We start from the raw sequence: 17,179 nt of genomic DNA, 5'->3' as shown, positions 1-17,179 counted from the left end.
CGGAGCTTCTTTTTTAAAGCACAAGGTAATGATGAAGGGCGATTATAAGCGCCTCTCTTTTCTGACACGAAAGATGAATAAAACAGAACTTACCAGCAGGTAAGGTAAGCAGTAGAGTAGCGCATAAGCATCCAGTCCAATGGCGCTATATAGGGTGAAAGCTAAGGGCAGACCGAGCAGTAACAAAGCTGGTAGCCATGCTTTATTTGTTACCCGTGCCGGCGCCAGCAAGGAAGGTAAAGAACAAAGCGCCAGCACTATATTAAAGCCAACAGCCAGGCCATAAGCTAAGCCTACCATATCATTACCGGGGTGGGTGTGCAGAGGATGGGGCTGTTGCTCCCTGATGATGATAAGGCTTGCCAGCGAGATCAAACTACCTGCAAAAAAGCTTAATAAAATAATGATGCGGTATTTCAACGGGTACTTATTGATGATGATATTTCTCGTTTTTTAAAATGGTGCAGGCTCTATATACTTGTTCAGCTAATATCAGCCTTACCAGCTGGTGGGGGAATACCAGTTTTGATAAGCTCCATTTAAAGTTGGCTCTGTTTAGCACAGCGTCATGTATACCAAAAGCGCCACCTATTAAAAAGATAACTCTTTTACTGGAGTTGTTAGCACATAGCTGTATTTGCTGAGCCAGTCCTTCCGAACTGAGTTGCGTGCCTCTTTCATCCAGGGCAACCAGGAAATCCTCCTTTTGAACTTTGGATAAGATCAATTCGCCTTCGTTTTTTTTGATATCGTCTATGCTCATTTTGGCGGCATTTTTTAGCGGAGCAATAATTTCCCAATCCAGCTTGAAATAGTTGTTAATTCTTTTGGAAAAGTCTTCGATACCCGATTTTACATAAGTGTCATGATTTTTTCCAATAGACCAGAAAAAGATTTTCATATCAATATATAAATTAAAGGAGTGGGTTGCGAATAAAAAAATGCCTCATATCCATACGGCAAAGTTAGGGGCTCAGGGTCTGGATACTATCTTAAGTTTAGCAAGGCCTAATGAATACGCAGGCGGGTTTGCAACATTGATGGGCACGAAGCAGGCTGCTGCTTTGCTAATACACTGAGTATTCGCCCTTTGTGACGTTGCTTATTTCCAGTGGTTTAATGTCGCAGATCATAAGTGCTCTAAAGCAAATCACAGTGTGTAAGGTTATTCTTCACTGTCATATAATAAGAGTACCTTTATGTAACCGCAATGCATAGGGATTTGTATCGCGATAAGATCAAAGACATGGGTCGCTCTTCATTCTTAGGAACCAGATTCCCGCCCAAACCGATTTTGCACACCTTCTATTAATCCAGAGCTTCTTTTTATTAACTGTGGTAATGCATGCTCTTAGTGTGTATTGGCACCTGCATTTTCACCGGTCACCGGGATGATGAAAATGCTTTAAAATGTTGTGTTATGAAGCAAATAATTGTAGTAGAAGACGATGCTGGCATTCTGGAAATTTTTGATATCCTTTTTAAAGAAAATTATCGGGTGACCAGTTTGGAACACGGAGACGTCATTCTTACCGGCCTCAACGCTATTCCCGATCTGTTCATTGTTGACTACCGGCTACCGGGTTATAACGGGTTAGAATTGTGTAAGTATATTAAAAATCATACGCAGTTCAACCAGGTACCGGTACTGATAACTTCAGCGACGGCAGATATTGCCCGGGCCGCTATGGACGCCGGGGCCGACGAGTTTATTAATAAGCCTTTTAGTATTGATTATATTCGCGACCGGGTTGACTTTTATGCAAGCAGGACTACTCCGGTTATTGAAGAGTCATTGTAGTGTTGAATCAAAGGATGCTATAGATTGATTTGCAGCTGTGACAGCGTATCTCTCATCTCACTTCTTTTTGTCGGGATAGCTACAAAAGTTAAAGCTGGCTGTTGATTTAAAATCAGCAAAGCCGCTTTTATATATTGTGCCATTGATTTCCCCAGCTGCTTTCTTCGGTCAACTATAGAGAGCTATTACCGATGATGCTGAAGAAAGAACGCCTGTGTCTGATTGTAATGCAATAAGCCTGGAGAAGCCACTGACACATGGACGAGAATAAGCAAATGGGACTAGGCATACTTATTGTTTACTGATTGTTATGCCCCGGCTCTTCGCTTTATTGCACTGCAGGAAAAGGTATGTTGAGGTAGTGATGATTGCAACGAGCGACCAGCAGCATCTTTTTTTATTCATAAGCCGGTTTTTAGGTGGAGTGGCTGTTTTGGCAAGCAATGTAGATAAGCCCCGGGGTTTCTAACCCGGGGACTGTTTTATGATGAATGACGGGACTGTTTTTGAAATAATATTCAATCGATCTTAAAACCTTCTTCCCAGCTTATCCCGCTGATGTCGGTCAGCCGGATGATATATTTCTGATAAGCATTCAAACCCTTTGCCGGAATGAACAGGTTTGCTTTGGCGCCCAGGGGTAAAATTAAACTATGCTTTCCCGGTTTGATTTTGGCAACAAAATGATTCCTGATCTTTTTCGGTGGAAACTGTGATAACTCCTTTTGCCCTAGTGATCGGATGGTATCTCCCCGGTCATTGAGCAGGGCTATGCCAATCAAAAAAGAACCATATACGTCGGCGCCTTCCGTTCTGAAAAGCTGCAAGCTCAGCTCCCCCTCAGTATAGCGGATGTTGGAGATCTCTACTTTGGGTTTAACAGATTTGTTATGGAGCTTTCCCCAAACGCCGCCATGGAAATATTGATTGGTGAACAGTGTTAAGGCGGCTATCAGCAGGGATATTATTAAAACCAGGGGACGCAGGCGGCCAACCGGCAATGCACCTGAGCCGGCCCAGGTAAACCATTTCTTTTGGCTTATAGGGTGCTTCTTTTGGGCCAGGTAGTGGTCCAGCGAAAAAGCGCTGCTGCCGCTCAGAAATATAGTAAAGCCCCCCGCAATGCCCAGCACACCTATTTGCCATTCATCCAGGCAGGTAGTGCCCAGCCAGCCCGAACCCAGCAGTATGCCAAGAGCAAGCAGCATCACACCGATGCTCATGAGCCTGGTAAACAGGCCCAGCATCAGCAGTAATCCGACAATGACTTCTATAATGGTAAAAGCGATCATAGCACCCTGCAGGGCTTCCGGGTGCGAAACCAGGTATTCGATAAGGGATCGGATGCCTAATGCATTAGGAAGAAAATGGTTGAACTTTTCGCCGATATACCCGGCTTCATTAGGGACGAGTTTGTTTTCCAGGATGAGCCGCCTCCAGAATGCTGAGAAATAGGTCCAGCCGATCACCCAGCGCAGGGCCAATGTAAAAAGCCCGGCGGGGTTAGCCGGCATTGCTTTATAAGTCAAATTCATGTAACTGATATTTTAATAAACGTAAAAAGAGATAAATTGCCGTTGGTAAATACTACGGGGTGTCATTCAGATTCTCGCTTTATGCTATACTTCCTTTTGTAGGTTCTTTTGAGCCTGTGGGGCTGTCTCCGGGGCGACCGTATCAATTCCTCTCAGCATATATCACTGCTATGCAGCTCCGGTAACTAACAAATTATTATGGCCTCCATTAATACGATGCCGCTATGCGGCAACGATCACCATAATAAAAGCAGCGTAGCTGCGATATATTAGTAAAAGAATAGACATAAATGCGGTAAAACTGCAGGGCAGCGATATATTAATGACTGATGCGCTCGCCGCGGGTAAGTCTCTGCTATTTAGGAGAGGCCACCCCGTCCCAGCCCGTCCGGTCAGGCAGGCGTACCGGCACGGGCGGGCATGACTTTAGCGAAGATGTGTATTGCACCCATGCAATACCATACCCAGCTTTAAACGTTTATATAAAATATAGATAGGGGGGCTATTGGCCCTGAAATAGAAGGAATCCCGGGAGCGGATTTCTGCTGCTGTTGTCGTGTAAGTTTTGCCCGGTAGATAGTTGGAAAGGAGTTTTTTGTTGACGCGTATCTTTTGCTGAACGTCCATCTTTCGCGCACTTATATAACTATACTGGCATTGCTGACCCGAGGTGGTGGTTTTAGATCCATTGAGTGGTTTAGTATAATCCAAACCAGCGATGGATAACCAGGCCTCTTTAACGGTGCAGGGCGCCAATCCAAACACCAGTAAACCAACCAGGATAAGTTGTTTGTATTTTCTGATATAAAGGATTGCTTTTTGCACAATTTTCAAATATAGTGTTACTAAAGTATTACTGTTGTAAAAACAGGTTAAATTTTAGAACGATTGCCCCGGATATTTTAAGCTGTTAATTGTTGAGCCATTTCCATCGCCCGGCCCAATCCATTAATATGGCACTTTTCCATTTGGCAGTGGTTTTGCCGCCCTGTAGCTTGCCAAAGTAAAGACCAGGGTCGGGTTTGTCGGAGTACCAGTTGGTACCGAGTTGATAGTCGGCAACCCCCTTCTTTCCGGGCCAGAGATTATCCACCACTATTGTCCCTTTTTTGCCATCGAGCGCTTTAATGTCAGAAGTAAAAGTGTAATGGAGTGTTTCAGCCTTTTTAGGAATATATCTCAAGGAGAAAACACCGTTGCCGATATAATAGCCCGGCCATTTTTGCACGGTATTACCATAAGGTACTTCCATCCAAAAGTAAACAGAATCTTTAACTGCTTTTGTGCCGGGGATGGTAAACCTGAACTCTAAAACAGAACAGTAGGCTACCGTGTCTTTGTCAGTGGTGGTGTGTTCTAGTATTGTTCTGGGGCTATAGCTGATCTTTTCAAAGCTGCCTCCCCAGCTCTCCCGGGTGGGGTCTTTGGGGTTGCCATCCATCATATAAAGTAAAGAAGGGGTATCGCCCATCTTGATCTCGCCCTTGTAATAATTGATAAAGTCTTTGCCCAGGAAACTTTTGCCTTGTATGTATTGATTGTAGTAATTAGAAGTAGTTACACTATCCGGCTCATCGCTATGAGAAAAGAAGCCATAGTAGCTGGAGTTGTTTTCAATAAACCAGAGGTTGGGGAAGTGGGCTACTATATAAGCGTAAGCATTGGCGCTCCATTTTTTATTAGGGCCGCCGATCCAGTAAATGCGGATCTTATCCTGTATACCCGGCGCATCATGCAGGGCCTGCGCCACATCTTCCAGTCCGCCCCATACCAATACCCATAAGGGTTCTTTGTCTTGCTTCATAGCACATTGAATGATCCAGTCAGATCCTTCGGTTGCTTTATCATAACCTTTAAATGGTGCAGCGCCTTTACGGCCTTGTTTGGTGATCGATCTCAGGAACTCAGGTGAGGCCATTCCTTTTTCATGCGCGATCAGTTTGGGTCTGTCTTTTTCGTAGAGGTCGATGGTTTTTAAAATTTCTTCCTTATTGCCTTCGCCAAAGGACGGGGAAGAAATCAATCCTTCCAGCCTGAATTTTTCGCTATACATCAGTAAATGGATCAGCGATTGGTTGTCATCGGGGTCGGTTCCTCCTATATCTGAGCTGATCAGTATACGCGGCTTCAGGGGGGTAGGTTGTTGCGCGCATACGGTAATTGTAATCAACAGAAAAACGGCACTATAAAACAGCTTACAAATCATAATCGATGGTATTGTTGCAATCGGTTGTAAGATATTCTTTTTTTGCTAAATAGCTTATGGCGGTAATGCTGTTTGTCTTAGGCTTACCAGGATATACTTATTAAGGCACAGATATTGCGTAGCTATCCTAAAAACCAGGATTATGAATGTAAAACGCATTTTCGGTACCGTATTGACTATCTTAGGAATCATCGGCCTTATTTATACGGGCTACGAACTCATCAACAAGAGCGCTAATTATACAACATTAATAGTTGTGGGCATTATAGGGCTTATCTTTTTCTTCTCGGGTATCGGGTTGGTAAAAAATACAAAAGATGCAGCCTGAGAGAAATCAGACTACCAGGGCATAGGAATAACGGGGGTGATATTTAAAATATTGCTTTAGGTACTTTATTCCTTTTCAATATGGATCTTTACAGGAATATGCTCAAGGTGCTTGGGTATTAATATATGCCAGGTAGGTTCAGACATTACAGTAGCTGCATTTAACTGAAAGCTTATGGTAAGCTCCAGGCTATCCTGCCCGCCTTTTGTTATTTTCCTGAGCCGATAGGTAATACCACTGTATCCTGTGTTGAGTGTCTCCACACCTATCAGCAGTGTGTGCCGGCCAAAGTCTATATCAGGCGAGCAGGTGGCTCCTTTAACTATCTGATCAAAATCTTTCTGGCTTGTTATCTTAAATAAGCGGGGCATGCCTGTTGCCGGCCAGGTACGGTAGGATAGCAATGATGTTGTATGTGTGCAGCCGTATACCTTCTCCAGGTTTTCAGTTTCTATTATTTCTTCTTTATCAACCTCTGCAGCCTGTTTGCTGCAGGCGGTTAACCGGGCTGTGATAGCCAGCAGGAGAAAGATCTGGATGAATGATTTTGTCATATGTAGTTCCTGGTTTATTATAAATCGCAGTCAAAAACGAAAATGTCCCCGGATCTTCTAAAATTTCCATATAAGTTCAATAGTACCCCTGATTCCCTGTCTGATCCTGTAAGTTATGGTGTCTCCGTCTAAGGGGTTATAAGCCACTGTGCCGTTTGCTAATTCCCAATGATCGCCATTTACCTGCCGGTAAGCATTATTGTTTCTATAATAAATGCGCCACTGGTTCAATAGGTTTAAAGCACTGAGGGTAATGCGGCCCCTGCCTTTCCGGCATTTTATATAACCTCCTATATCCAGTTCATCAACGCTGTTTTCATATTCAATCAGATTGGGATTGGTATGGGTAATATAAGTTTTAGGTCCGATTTGGTTATAGAATACTGAAATTCCTATTTGAGAAGCGTTGTAGAGTAAAGCTGCATTTAGCGTCCATGGCGCCTGGTTAAATAGTGCCCTGTCCTGGTTGAACATTCTTCTTTGTGTAAAAGCCCCGTTAGCCAACAATGGATAACTCATAATTGCTACTTTCGACCAGTTGGCGGTGTAAGCTGCATGGATATGCAGGTTCTTTAAAAAGACTCCGGGCGATATAAATGCCATTGATTTACGAAGTTCTATTTCAATACCTGTTGTTTGAGCACTATGCTGATTTATATAACCGTAGGCATTGGGAAACGGCGCGGATTGGGCCAACTCTACAGGATTGTTCAATTGCTTATGAAACAATGATATTGAAATAATTTCAGCCGGAGTGGGATACCATTCCCAGCGGGCATCGTAGTTGCCAACCTGGGTACTTAATAACTGCCGCCCATTGATATTCGCATCCAGCTCGTAGTCATATAACCCAAAATAGGAAAGCTCCCTGAAATCGGGCCTTAGAAGGGTTTGGGAATAGGCAATACGGATGTTGATATTTTTACGGATGCTTACGATTGCATGAGCCGATGGTAACAGGTTCCAGTTTTTTTCGCCGGTTATGCCCTGGTAATATTGAGGGGGGATAATGCCGTTATGCAGCCGTTTCAAAAATACCTGCTGATTGTTTTGCATGTGGTAATATTCAGCTCTTACCCCGTAACAAAACCTGAGATGGCCGCCTAACGACTGATCTGTCAGCAGGTAAAGAGTCTGGTTCTGAGCACGCCCCGTAAATAGAGTACCGTTGGTGTTTTCGGCCCAATAGTAAACGTTATTGTTAGCCGAAGGGTGAAGCAACTCATGATACCGACCGGTAATCCCGGCGTTTTCGTGGGCGTAAGGAAGCAGGCGCATTACAGAGAAGATTTTATGCCTTACGGATCCTGACCATCCGGCTTTTATACTTCCCGAAAACAGGCCCAGCTTCAACAATCGTTGTGTAAATGATAATCCGGACAAGTAATTTTTTTCTATGGCATCTATCCAGGTGCGATTATCTACAATATTCGAATCGTTATTCTGACGCCAGTTATAAAGTATATTGGGTGTATTATAAACCATGCCTTCCGGACCAGAAGCGGTTAAAAAATATTGCAGGTGCCTTCTGTCAGAAAGTCTTTGCAAAGCATTAGTGAATGCAATAAAGTAGTTAACTGATGTGGAAGCGGAAAACTGTTTTTCTAACTCCAGTTTGTGTTGGTGAAAAAATGATGGTTCGGGCTGTTGAAAAAGTTCGTTAAACTGTCGCGTTTGTCCCTTATTGAAATAGCTGCGGGTCGCTATACTGAAATTGTCCTGTAACTGCGTGCTCAGTATATTGTTTAATGTTAGGCGGAATGTTGGTTTTTTAAGCCCGAGGTTGAGCACTGTAGCAGCACCGTAACGCTGCTCATATTGTGTGCCCCCGCCTGCCGGATCGGGACGCAATGAGTCCTGCCTGGCAATATGGGAAGATCTGCGCAGGTTGTAGAAGGATGCTGAAGACTGCTGTTGATAGACAGACGTTCCCCATACCAGGCCCAGTGTGGATTGGCCTTTTAAGGCATAAGCGCGTCCCAGTGAAAAACTCACGTGAAAGTCGGGCAGTATAGTGCTGTTCTGAGGCACCAGCCCCTCCGCACTGATGCCTTTGCTTTGTTGTATGGCATTGAGCGAAGTATAAAGGTTGAGTTCACCCGGAATAAGCCTTTGTGTACCCGTGGGATCAACAGGCGGTGGCTGAGGCAGGTTATTGTACCACTGCCAGGAGCGTATCCAGGCTGGTTTTTTACGGCCGCCATCATCTATACCCAGCCAGTCAAGTTTCCCTTTATTACCGAGTCTTTCAGCGTTCTTAAAAACGGACTGGCTGTTGCCACCCGTACCTAAAGAGAAAGAAGTAAAGCTTTGGTCAGGGATAGCTAGCGACTGAATTTGTATTTGCCCGCCTGTGAAATCACTGTTGACATCTGGTGCTGCCGTTTTGATAAGCGTAATTTCTCCTGAGAGTTCTTTGGGAATTATATCCGCCATAAGTGCCCTTTTATTGAAGCCGGAAGACGGCAGGGGAATGCCGTCCAGCAAAACCTGGCTGTATCTTTCGCTAAGTCCTCTGATACCCACCGTTGTGCCGGTGTAATTTACACCGTTGATCCTTTTGATGATCTTTGAAATCTGTTCATCCGGCAAACTTGTTATTTGTGGCTTTACAAGCCCATCAGCAACTACCACCTGCTGCCTTCGTTTTATATAGTAGGCAAGTACCTGTTCTTCTGCAATAGATGAGGTTATGTTTACCTGGGGAAGATTGAATGGCTTTTTTTGAAGAGCCAGGTTTAAAGATAAATTTTGCCCCGCTTCTAATTCAACAAAAGGAAGCTTCATGGTTTGATAGCCTACTGCGCTCAATAAAACAGGGTAGGAGCCTGCCGGAAGTTCCAGGTAAAATGTTCCATCGGCTGAAGCTGCAAATAAGTGATCACCGATTTTAACGGAAACACCAGGTAGTGCGGTTGCATCGTCTGCATCAATAATATGTCCGCTGATAACCCCTCTTTTTACGGGTAAGATGTAGAAATGAGTAGTATTTCGTTTTTGATAAGTAAATCCTGTTCCTTGCAATGAGATCGTTAGTGCCTCCTCTGGTTTCTTTACCTGCATATTAATTTCGGCAGTTACTATGTTCCTGATCTGCATTTGATCGTAAGCAATATGTACATTAAAATCTTTTACAATCCGCTCCAGCCGCTGGTGTAGCGGCTCGCCGGCATATGTCACCAATGGCTGCGCAGACAATCGCACACAGGTTGCCGTCAACAACATAAGCCCTATCAGTATCCGGTATAGCAAATTTATTTTATTGCAATCAGGTTATTTGAAAAATATAATTTTATGAGCTTCTGTTCTAAACCGGGCACCATAGATACCCGCAATTATTTTAGCTATTTCTGAATAGTTGTCTTCTCTGTTAAAAATAGCATTAAGTTCTATATGGGCCGGAAGCGCATTGTTTTCTATAGCCAGGTCAACATTAAAGCGGTTTTTTATCTTTTGTTTTATTTCGTTCCAATCAGCGCCTTCAAATACTAATCTTCCCGAGGTCCATTCAGAAAGATCGATAGTAGCATTTTTTTTGATGGCATATTCTTTTGTTATATTATTATAAGTAAACACTTCATGGGGTGTTAAGCTGGCGATCAGCTTTTCTTTGTCTTTAATTAATACTTTACCTGTTTTAACAAAGACTCTTTTTTCAGCCTTTATCTCATTATTTTCAATATTGAAAGAAGTACCGACCACTTCCAGTACCAAATTTCCCAACTGAACGGTAAATTTCTTTTCTGCATTTTTGGCTACCTCGAAAAAGGCCTCTCCGTGATCGAGTACTACATCCCGGTTGCGCAGATTGAACCTGCCTGAATCTATTGACAAGGAGGCGTTAGTATTCAGGTACACGAAACTGCTGTCTGGTAGTTGTACCTTTTTTATAGTATCTGCCGGGCGAACCTTGTAGGTAATAATATTGGCCTCCACGCGACCGGCCGCGGGGAAATACAAGGTGGCTTCCCTCTTTTTTTCATGGGGTTGATAAATATAGTAGGAGCCAATGCCAATAACAAACAGGACGGTGATGGCGGCTGCATACCGGTAAAAAGTGAATCGATTATTTTTGCGCAAGTCAGTCAGTTGTTGTGCGCCCAGTATCATTTTGGTTGCCTTTCCTCGTTTCTCTACTTCTTCGGCGTTAATTGAAACCTCACGCTCATGGTTGAGCCAATGAGTTATAATTTTTTCCTCTTCTTCATTAGCCTGTCCGGTTGCCACACGCTCCATCAGGCCGGTAATCCAAACAGTTACCTGTTCTTTTTCCTCTTGTGAAGCAGTGCCATAGAGGTATTTTTCTAAATATTCTTTCCGGTTCATAACATCAATATGTACATAGTAATCGCAGCAAACCGGTCAGGTGTCCCCGGTTTTTTACAAAAAAAGAAAAATACTGAAACCTGCTTGATTTTTGGGCTGATATACTGCAATTTTACGGATAACGACTTGAAATTAATCCTGAATTGACTGACAAAGAGCTGATAATATTAATTGGGTTCAAAAACAGGGAGGCCTATAATGCCTTGTACGACCGGTACTGGCAGAGCCTGTATATGCATGTGTTTGGTAAGATAAAAGAACATGAAGTGACACAGGATATATTGCAGGAGTTTTGGATAAAGATCTGGAAAGATCCTTCTTTTGTATTAACCAATGAGGAAGGTATGGCTAAGGGTTTTTTTTGTAAATTTTTAAACTTCAGAGTACTGGATTATTATCGCTCGCTGCATCATGAAATAATCTCGCTGGACAATGAAAAACGCAACACCATAGAGCAAATAGGTTACTCGCATATTCTGGAAGATATCAGCTTAAAGGATATGAACATCCTCATTCAAAAGGTAATTGATGAACTTCCCGGCGCAGTAAAACGAATAGCCTGGCTTAGGCGCCAGGGCCATTCTGTAGGAGAAACGGCCAGGCTGCTATCGATCAGTGAAAAAACGGTAAGAAACAAATACTCGTTGGCAATGGCTAAGATCAGGGAAGTATTAAAGTCTGCTGGCACCAAAATAATCGCTTCTTTTTTTTGAGGGGACAAATGCCGGCTACATTACGATTTTCTATTAACACAAAATTGTAATTGTATGCAAAAACTATTTCTGTCATCAATGGCTATGCTGCTGCTTGTAATCATAAGCTGCAAAAAAAACAACGAAACCGGGGCTATTCCTCAAATGTTCTCTGTTTATTTAACGGACAATCCTGCTAACCTGGAACAGGTGAATATTGACATCCATTCGGTAGAAGTGAAGGTAGATGAAAGTGGTGGTGGAGATGAACAGCAAATCGCTCAACACGATCACCACCGGAGTAATGACAGCCTGGGTGCGCCGGGCGGCACTTTGTGGCATGGCGGCATACCAGTTGGCAATGGCAATGAGTTTGGTAAATGGGTATCACTGGATTTTGCACCTGGTATATATGATATTCTGAAGTTAAGAAACGGCATTGATATGTTGTTGGGATCGGTACAAATTACAGGCGTTGTAAGAAAAATACGTATAGCATTAGGGAGTAATAATCATGTGGTAAAAAATGGTATTCAGCTTCCTTTGCAGCTGGCAGACGATTCATTGAATCACCATATTTATATTGATGTATTAAAAGAAAGCCGCATAAAAAACAACGATGGCAGTGCTGCTGTTTATCTTGATTTTGATCTGGGACGCTCCATCTATGAGCAGCGGGATGGGTATGTGCTTAATCCTTATTTGAGGACTTTGCCGGCAGACAGGTCTTTAGAGCTGGAGGGCTACGCTTTTCCGGCGGCTGCTTCGTTAATAGTAAGTGTGTATAACGATACGGATACTGCTACTGCTTTACCAGACGGGAGGGGATACTTCAAAATACGGGGGCTGGAACTGGGGCGTTATAGTATAAAGTATGGTGCGGGCAACAGTGCTTACAGGGACACTACCACTATTTTTAACATTACTAAAAATAAGGTAACCTTACCTGCAATGAATCTGAAAAAATATTAGGGAGCAAGTCAAACTTTTGAGGTATTGTAGATATTGTATTCAAATAAGAGGGATTGCTTCTTTAAAGAAGAATTAGAGATATTAACTTCTTTCTTTTTCGATGGCCCAAAATTATGACTGATTCGATATTTCCAACTTTCAACCTGGTCCTTAGTACCCCGTAAGAAATTATTTCTTAGGCGGGGGCTTAAAAATATCCTTTTCAGGATGGGGTGTAACTATGGTATCGGTTTCCTCCCTGAAAAGATTTTTTAGCTCAAATGTAATGATACGCCTTACCGGCTTTACAAACAGCTTCACAAAAATACCCGTGGGAGTCATGGCTTACATATTTTCCAGTACGGATACTACTTAGAAGAGGCGGCCCATTTCTTCCATGGGTAAATGATATCCCGCCAGCTAAAATGGGTGATAATAGGATCGCAGTCATAGTTATCCCGAATATTCATTGCTGAATTATTTAGTAATGAATATGTTTTGGGCAAAAAGCTCCACACTATCGGCCTTTAATATTTAAAAAAAATGAAAAAGTAGTTATACATATTGTAGATCAACTGGTATGCTTGTTGCAACCTATTTAACAAGTGCTGAAAAAAATATAAAAAGACATGCCACCTACCAGGAAAAAAAATAATAGTGTTGGCGGTACGGCTACCCCTGCCAGGCAAGCGCCCACAAAAAAGAAGAAAGCAGTAGCGAATACCGAAGTGAAAAGCCTTCAAAAAACATTAGACGATAGTTTGCCGGCATTATTAGCGAAGGCAAAAACGGGATTGATGCCCAAAAATATTAAACCTATGTTGGCAACATTGGTTGACAAACCTTTTGATGACCCCGATTGGGTGTATGAAGTGAAATGGGATGGTTACAGGGCTTTGGGTTTTGTGAAGAAGGGCAGGGTTCAACTACTATCCCGTAACAATAAATCATTCGATAAAAAATTTTACCCGATACACGATATGCTGACCACCTGGAAGGCCGATATGTTGATAGATGGCGAAATTGTAGCGCTTGATGAACAAGGCAACTCCAACTTTAACCAGCTGCAGAATTGGCGTAGTGAGGCTGATGGAGAACTGGCATTTTACGCATTTGATATTTTATGGTACAATGGCAAAAATGTAATGGGACTGCCGCTTACTGAGCGGCAAGCAATATTGAAACAGGTATTGCCCCAGGAGGATGACCGTATAAGGATCAGCAATGTTTTTGATGTGCCGGGTACCGAAATGTTTACTGCTGCTGAAAAAATGGGGCTGGAAGGTATTATGGCAAAGCGGGCCGACAGCGTTTATACATCTGACCTGCGTAGCAAGGAGTGGCTGAAAATAAAGGTTAATAAACGGCAGGAAGTTATAATAGCAGGGTTTACTAAAAACGAAGGGAGTTCCAAAACCTTTAGTGCGCTGTTATTAGCCGTTCATGAAAAAGGCAAGCTAAAGTACGTGGGCAAAGTGGGTACGGGATTTTCGGATAAGCGGCAGCAGGAAATGATGGAGTTATTTAAACCGCTCATCGTTAAAAAATCTCCTTTTGCTGAAGCAATAGATGTTGACAAGCCTTCGCGGTTCAGAAAGCGCATGGGGGCAAAGCCTACCTGGCTAAAGCCCCAACTGGTATGCGAAGTAGCCTATGCTGAGATTACGGACGAGGGTGTTTTTCGCCACCCGTCTTTTGAGGGAATGCGGGAAGATAAGAAGGCAGGCGAGGTGGTGAGGGAAACCGAATCGGATACTAAAAAAGTGGTGATGGAAGTGAACAAAAAAGATAAGCCTGCCGCAATATTAACAAAAGCACCAAAAGATAAGGGAAGGAAAACACTGCTAAACCCAACAGATGAAACACAGACCCGGAATATAAAGGGACATGATTTAAAGTTTACCAACTTAAGCAAAGTGTATTGGCCTAAGGAAGGGTATACTAAACGGGATATGTTTAATTATTATTACCAGGTGGCGGAGTATATATTGCCTTATTTAAAAGACCGGCCGCAATCGCTCAACCGCTTTCCTAACGGTATCACCAAACCGGGCTTTTATCAGAAAGACGTAAAGGGTAAATCTCCCGGTTGGGTCAGCACCTTTCCATATACCACCAGCGATGGCGTAAAAAAGGAGTTTCTGGTGGGCGATAATGAAGATACGCTATTGTGGATGGCTTCTTTAGGCTGCATAGAAATGAACCCCTGGTTTAGCAGGATCCAGTCGCCCGATCACCCGGACTATTGTGTGCTGGATCTTGATCCGGATAAAAATACCTTTAACCAGGTAATTAAAATTGCCAACGCAATAAAAGACCTGTTGGATGCAATGGGAGTGCCTTGCTACTGTAAAACCTCAGGGTCTACAGGCATGCATATCTATATACCTCTTGCGGCTAAATACACTTACGATCAGTCGCAAATGTTCGGGCGGCTTATTGTTGAAGATATTCAGCGTCAATATTCCTCTTTCACAAGTGTTGAAAGGCTGGTGAAAAATAGAAAAGGTAAAATGTATCTTGATTTTTTACAAAACAGGCCCGGCGCAACATTGGCCTGCCCCTATTCACTGCGGCCAAAGCCGGGCGCCACTGTTTCGATGCCGCTGCATTGGGATGAAGTGAAGCCTGGTTTGAAGATGTCAGATTTTACTATTAAGAATGCACCTGCCCGCTTACGCGAAACAGGCGATTTATTTAAACCCGTTCTGGGCAAAGGCATCAACCTGCAGGCAGCTTTAGCTAAATATCCAAAACAGTTGAGATAGTGGGGAGCAACGCATTTTTGTTTTGAAAAGCGGCATTTCTGCAAAACTTTCACAATTGGCGGAGGTTTTTGCATAGTCTTTGTTTGATTTAAATGTATTACTAATCATCTAAATTTTTATGTTATGGCAGACGATAAAACAAAAAACGACGCAAGGGACCGTAACCAGGTAGCCGGAGGTGAGGATTATGAAGTACAGTATATGATAAAAAAACATGGTGTTACGAAAGAAGAGGTATTAGCAGCCATTAAGGCGGTTGGCAACCACCGTGAAAAGATAGAAGCCTATCTTCTATCCCATAAAAAATAAGCGGTTATTGATTTGATGTTTTTGCCTCCTGCGTTTACAATGACTTACGAGTGTAAGAACGAGACAGGTTGTTTAAAACGGCAGGCAATATTGCCATTCGGTTCAAGGCAAAAAGCTTTTTCCTTAATAGGAGGGAAGGGCTTTTTTATATAAGGTCTAGGTTACCAATTCAGCGATCAATTGCTCTTTCCTCATCGGTATCAAAGGATTTGTTTCTGTACCCTATTTTCCTTTAAAAATTTTACAATGATGAAAAAGCAACAGGAAGCCGTACTGCCTGCGCAGCCTTCGCCTGGGAGATATTTCTCCCAGGTGGTTCCTGATGGGGGAAATTGAAAGCGATACAGGAATGAGCTCGCCATCCTTATTGCTGCGTACAGTTTCAAAATGTTCTATCTTAAGACCACGATGGATCTGGTCTAATATCATACTCTCTTCAGCTAAGCGCTCCCGGGGAATCAGCATTGTAATGGGCCTGCCGACCGCTTCATCCGAAGTATACCCAAACATTCTTTCCGCCGCTCCGTACCAGCTTGCAATGATGCCATGGAGCGTTTTAGTAATGATGGCATCCTCCGATCATTCAATTATGGCCCTGAGATGATTACGTTCTACCTCGGCGTCTATTTCCCTGTAAATCGTGCGGAATATTGCCGAGACACCAATAGAGGCGCCTTGTTGATCATTGATGGGAGCTAATATTAGAGAAACCGGAACTAACACACCTTCAGAATTAAGCCAGGAACTGGTCTTCCCGGTTATCTTTCTTCCCTGGTAAACCTCTTTTATCAGCTGCTCATATCCTGGCCGAAGCCTGGCAGGTATCAGTATCCGTACATCTTTACCGATAAGTGTTTCCGGATCATATCCGAAAGTGTTTTTTACTGCAGGATTTGCTAAAAAAATCACTCCATTGGCATCGTGCGCTATAACAGCGTCTTCCATATTATCAAAGACAGCGGCAAAACATAAAGACATGGAAATTGCTACACCAGCATGGGTAAATACTTTCTATGCTACAAGTTAATGCTTATCGGCTACTTAAATGCATGGAACTCCCGGAAAGAACATAAATACTTAGGGCAGGCCGAATCTAAAACCGTGGTCAGAATTAAAGAACTGATGTGGTCAACGCTCTCAAAGCGGGCCATTTTTTAATGCCCTGTTGCCAAAAGATTTTTACTTTTTTCTGAGAAATTGCTTTGTTAGAATGATTATTTTCCTTACTTTTGCTCTCCCTTACGGGAATTGGCTGCGTAGCTCAATTGAATAGAGCATCTGACTACGGATCAGAAGGTTTTAGGTTTGAATCCTAACGCGGTCACAATAAAGTATCAAGCAGTTACAATAAAGTAGCTGCTTTTTTGTTGTATGCGTCATATCGCTTGCATGCATTGTTAAAGGGCGTAAAATAATGAGCCGCGCCTAACTGGTAACCCGTTTATCTTTGAAAGTATTGCTGATAAATGGCTTTTGATCAATAAAAAGATCTTCCCCCATCCACCATTTTTTTTCTATTAATAGGCTGCGGGGTGCTTTGGCTGTTTTTTTATTACCGGGTAACAAAATTTTCCGGCTAAATACGAGCATCGATGTTAAAGGGTTTTTCATGACCGTGAACTTTATTTTATGGGCATTTCTCCCGTCAAATATAGACAGATTAATTTTCACCCGCTGTAACTAATATTGGTGATGTTTTAATTAATTCA

General features: G+C 42.9%; 18 protein-coding genes and 1 tRNA gene. 7 read left to right on the top strand and 12 right to left on the bottom strand.

The genetic code is table 11. From position 1 onward, the window contains the following. Positions 1–42: 42 nt before the first annotated feature. Both U0035_RS05175 and U0035_RS05170 read right to left on the bottom strand, forming a co-directional pair. Positions 43–420: a hypothetical protein gene (locus U0035_RS05175; protein WP_114788973.1), complete on the bottom strand. Its 378-nt coding sequence runs from the start codon at positions 418–420 to the stop codon at positions 43–45. 7 nt (positions 421–427) lie between these two features. Then, the gene (locus tag U0035_RS05170) at positions 428–901 is read right to left on the bottom strand and encodes a 23S rRNA (pseudouridine(1915)-N(3))-methyltransferase RlmH (RefSeq protein WP_114788972.1); all 474 of its coding nucleotides are present in this window, start codon (positions 899–901) and stop codon (positions 428–430) included. 519 nt (positions 902–1,420) lie between these two features. Between U0035_RS05170 and U0035_RS05165 the strand changes: the two genes are divergently transcribed. Next, positions 1,421–1,801, top strand: a complete 381-nt coding sequence (locus U0035_RS05165) for a response regulator (protein WP_162817726.1) — start codon at positions 1,421–1,423, stop codon at positions 1,799–1,801. A gap of 518 nt (positions 1,802–2,319) precedes the next feature. On the opposite strand, the gene U0035_RS05160 is transcribed toward U0035_RS05165, so the two are convergent. The 3 genes from U0035_RS05160 to U0035_RS05150 all read right to left on the bottom strand — a co-directional run bounded on the left by U0035_RS05160 (position 2,320) and on the right by U0035_RS05150 (position 5,542). Next, positions 2,320–3,336, bottom strand: a complete 1,017-nt coding sequence (locus tag U0035_RS05160; protein WP_114788970.1) for a TQO small subunit DoxD — start codon at positions 3,334–3,336, stop codon at positions 2,320–2,322. Between the two features lie 426 nt (positions 3,337–3,762). Next, a complete protein-coding gene (locus tag U0035_RS05155; RefSeq protein WP_162817725.1) occupies positions 3,763–4,161 on the bottom strand; it encodes a hypothetical protein in 399 nt (132 codons plus the stop codon). A gap of 85 nt (positions 4,162–4,246) precedes the next feature. Beyond that, on the bottom strand, positions 4,247–5,542 hold the full coding sequence (locus tag U0035_RS05150; RefSeq protein ID WP_114788968.1) for a nucleoside hydrolase-like domain-containing protein: 1,296 nt from the start codon (positions 5,540–5,542) through the stop codon (positions 4,247–4,249). Positions 5,543–5,684: 142 nt separating this feature from the next. On the opposite strand from U0035_RS05150, the gene U0035_RS05145 reads away from it, so the two are divergent. Continuing rightward, complete coding sequence (locus U0035_RS05145; protein ID WP_114788967.1) at positions 5,685–5,870, top strand: hypothetical protein; 186 nt, start codon at positions 5,685–5,687, stop codon at positions 5,868–5,870. A gap of 65 nt (positions 5,871–5,935) precedes the next feature. On the opposite strand, the gene U0035_RS05140 is transcribed toward U0035_RS05145, so the two are convergent. From U0035_RS05140 to U0035_RS05130, 3 genes are read right to left on the bottom strand one after another with little or no spacing between them, the layout of a single operon-like run. Beyond that, a complete protein-coding gene (locus U0035_RS05140) occupies positions 5,936–6,424 on the bottom strand; it encodes a hypothetical protein (protein ID WP_114788966.1) in 489 nt (162 codons plus the stop codon). A gap of 57 nt (positions 6,425–6,481) precedes the next feature. Further along, positions 6,482–9,676: a TonB-dependent receptor gene (locus U0035_RS05135; RefSeq protein WP_162817724.1), complete on the bottom strand. Its 3,195-nt coding sequence runs from the start codon at positions 9,674–9,676 to the stop codon at positions 6,482–6,484. 21 nt (positions 9,677–9,697) lie between these two features. After that, positions 9,698–10,750 carry a FecR family protein gene (locus tag U0035_RS05130; RefSeq protein WP_114788964.1) on the bottom strand — a complete coding sequence of 351 codons (1,053 nt, stop codon included), beginning with the start codon at positions 10,748–10,750 and terminating at the stop codon, positions 9,698–9,700. 143 nt (positions 10,751–10,893) lie between these two features. On the opposite strand from U0035_RS05130, the gene U0035_RS05125 reads away from it, so the two are divergent. Then, complete coding sequence (locus tag U0035_RS05125) at positions 10,894–11,463, top strand: RNA polymerase sigma factor (protein WP_114788963.1); 570 nt, start codon at positions 10,894–10,896, stop codon at positions 11,461–11,463. A gap of 54 nt (positions 11,464–11,517) precedes the next feature. Further along, complete coding sequence (locus U0035_RS05120) at positions 11,518–12,414, top strand: DUF4382 domain-containing protein (RefSeq protein WP_114788962.1); 897 nt, start codon at positions 11,518–11,520, stop codon at positions 12,412–12,414. 168 nt (positions 12,415–12,582) lie between these two features. On the opposite strand, the gene U0035_RS05115 is transcribed toward U0035_RS05120, so the two are convergent. Beyond that, entirely contained in the window at positions 12,583–12,735 is a 153-nt protein-coding gene (locus U0035_RS05115; protein ID WP_162817723.1) for a hypothetical protein, read from the bottom strand. Between the two features lie 287 nt (positions 12,736–13,022). Between U0035_RS05115 and ligD the strand changes: the two genes are divergently transcribed. Then, complete coding sequence (gene ligD / locus U0035_RS05110) at positions 13,023–15,161, top strand: DNA ligase D (RefSeq protein ID WP_245957548.1); 2,139 nt, start codon at positions 13,023–13,025, stop codon at positions 15,159–15,161. A 123-nt stretch (positions 15,162–15,284) separates the two neighbouring features. Then, positions 15,285–15,470, top strand: coding sequence for a DUF3606 domain-containing protein (locus tag U0035_RS05105; RefSeq protein ID WP_114788961.1), 186 nt, complete (start codon positions 15,285–15,287; stop codon positions 15,468–15,470). Between the two features lie 222 nt (positions 15,471–15,692). Here the strand turns inward: U0035_RS05105 and U0035_RS05100 are convergent, their stop codons facing one another. Together U0035_RS05100 and U0035_RS05095 are read right to left on the bottom strand one after the other, a co-directional pair. Further along, positions 15,693–16,037, bottom strand: a complete 345-nt coding sequence (locus tag U0035_RS05100; RefSeq protein WP_211316351.1) for a PAS domain-containing protein — start codon at positions 16,035–16,037, stop codon at positions 15,693–15,695. 12 nt (positions 16,038–16,049) lie between these two features. Beyond that, entirely contained in the window at positions 16,050–16,448 is a 399-nt protein-coding gene (locus U0035_RS05095; RefSeq protein WP_211316318.1) for a PAS domain-containing protein, read from the bottom strand. Positions 16,449–16,720: 272 nt separating this feature from the next. On the opposite strand from U0035_RS05095, the gene U0035_RS05090 reads away from it, so the two are divergent. After that, positions 16,721–16,794, top strand: a tRNA-Arg gene (locus tag U0035_RS05090). Between the two features lie 101 nt (positions 16,795–16,895). Here U0035_RS05090 and U0035_RS05085 read toward each other — a convergent pair. After that, the gene (locus tag U0035_RS05085; RefSeq protein WP_114788960.1) at positions 16,896–17,081 is read right to left on the bottom strand and encodes a hypothetical protein; all 186 of its coding nucleotides are present in this window, start codon (positions 17,079–17,081) and stop codon (positions 16,896–16,898) included. Positions 17,082–17,179 lie beyond the last annotated feature (98 nt).

Origin of the sequence: Niabella yanshanensis (genome assembly GCF_034424215.1) — a bacterium.
Taxonomy (GTDB): domain Bacteria; phylum Bacteroidota; class Bacteroidia; order Chitinophagales; family Chitinophagaceae; genus Niabella; species Niabella yanshanensis.
Note: the sequence above shows the minus strand (reverse complement) of the source record. Positions and strands in the feature narration are given on the sequence as shown.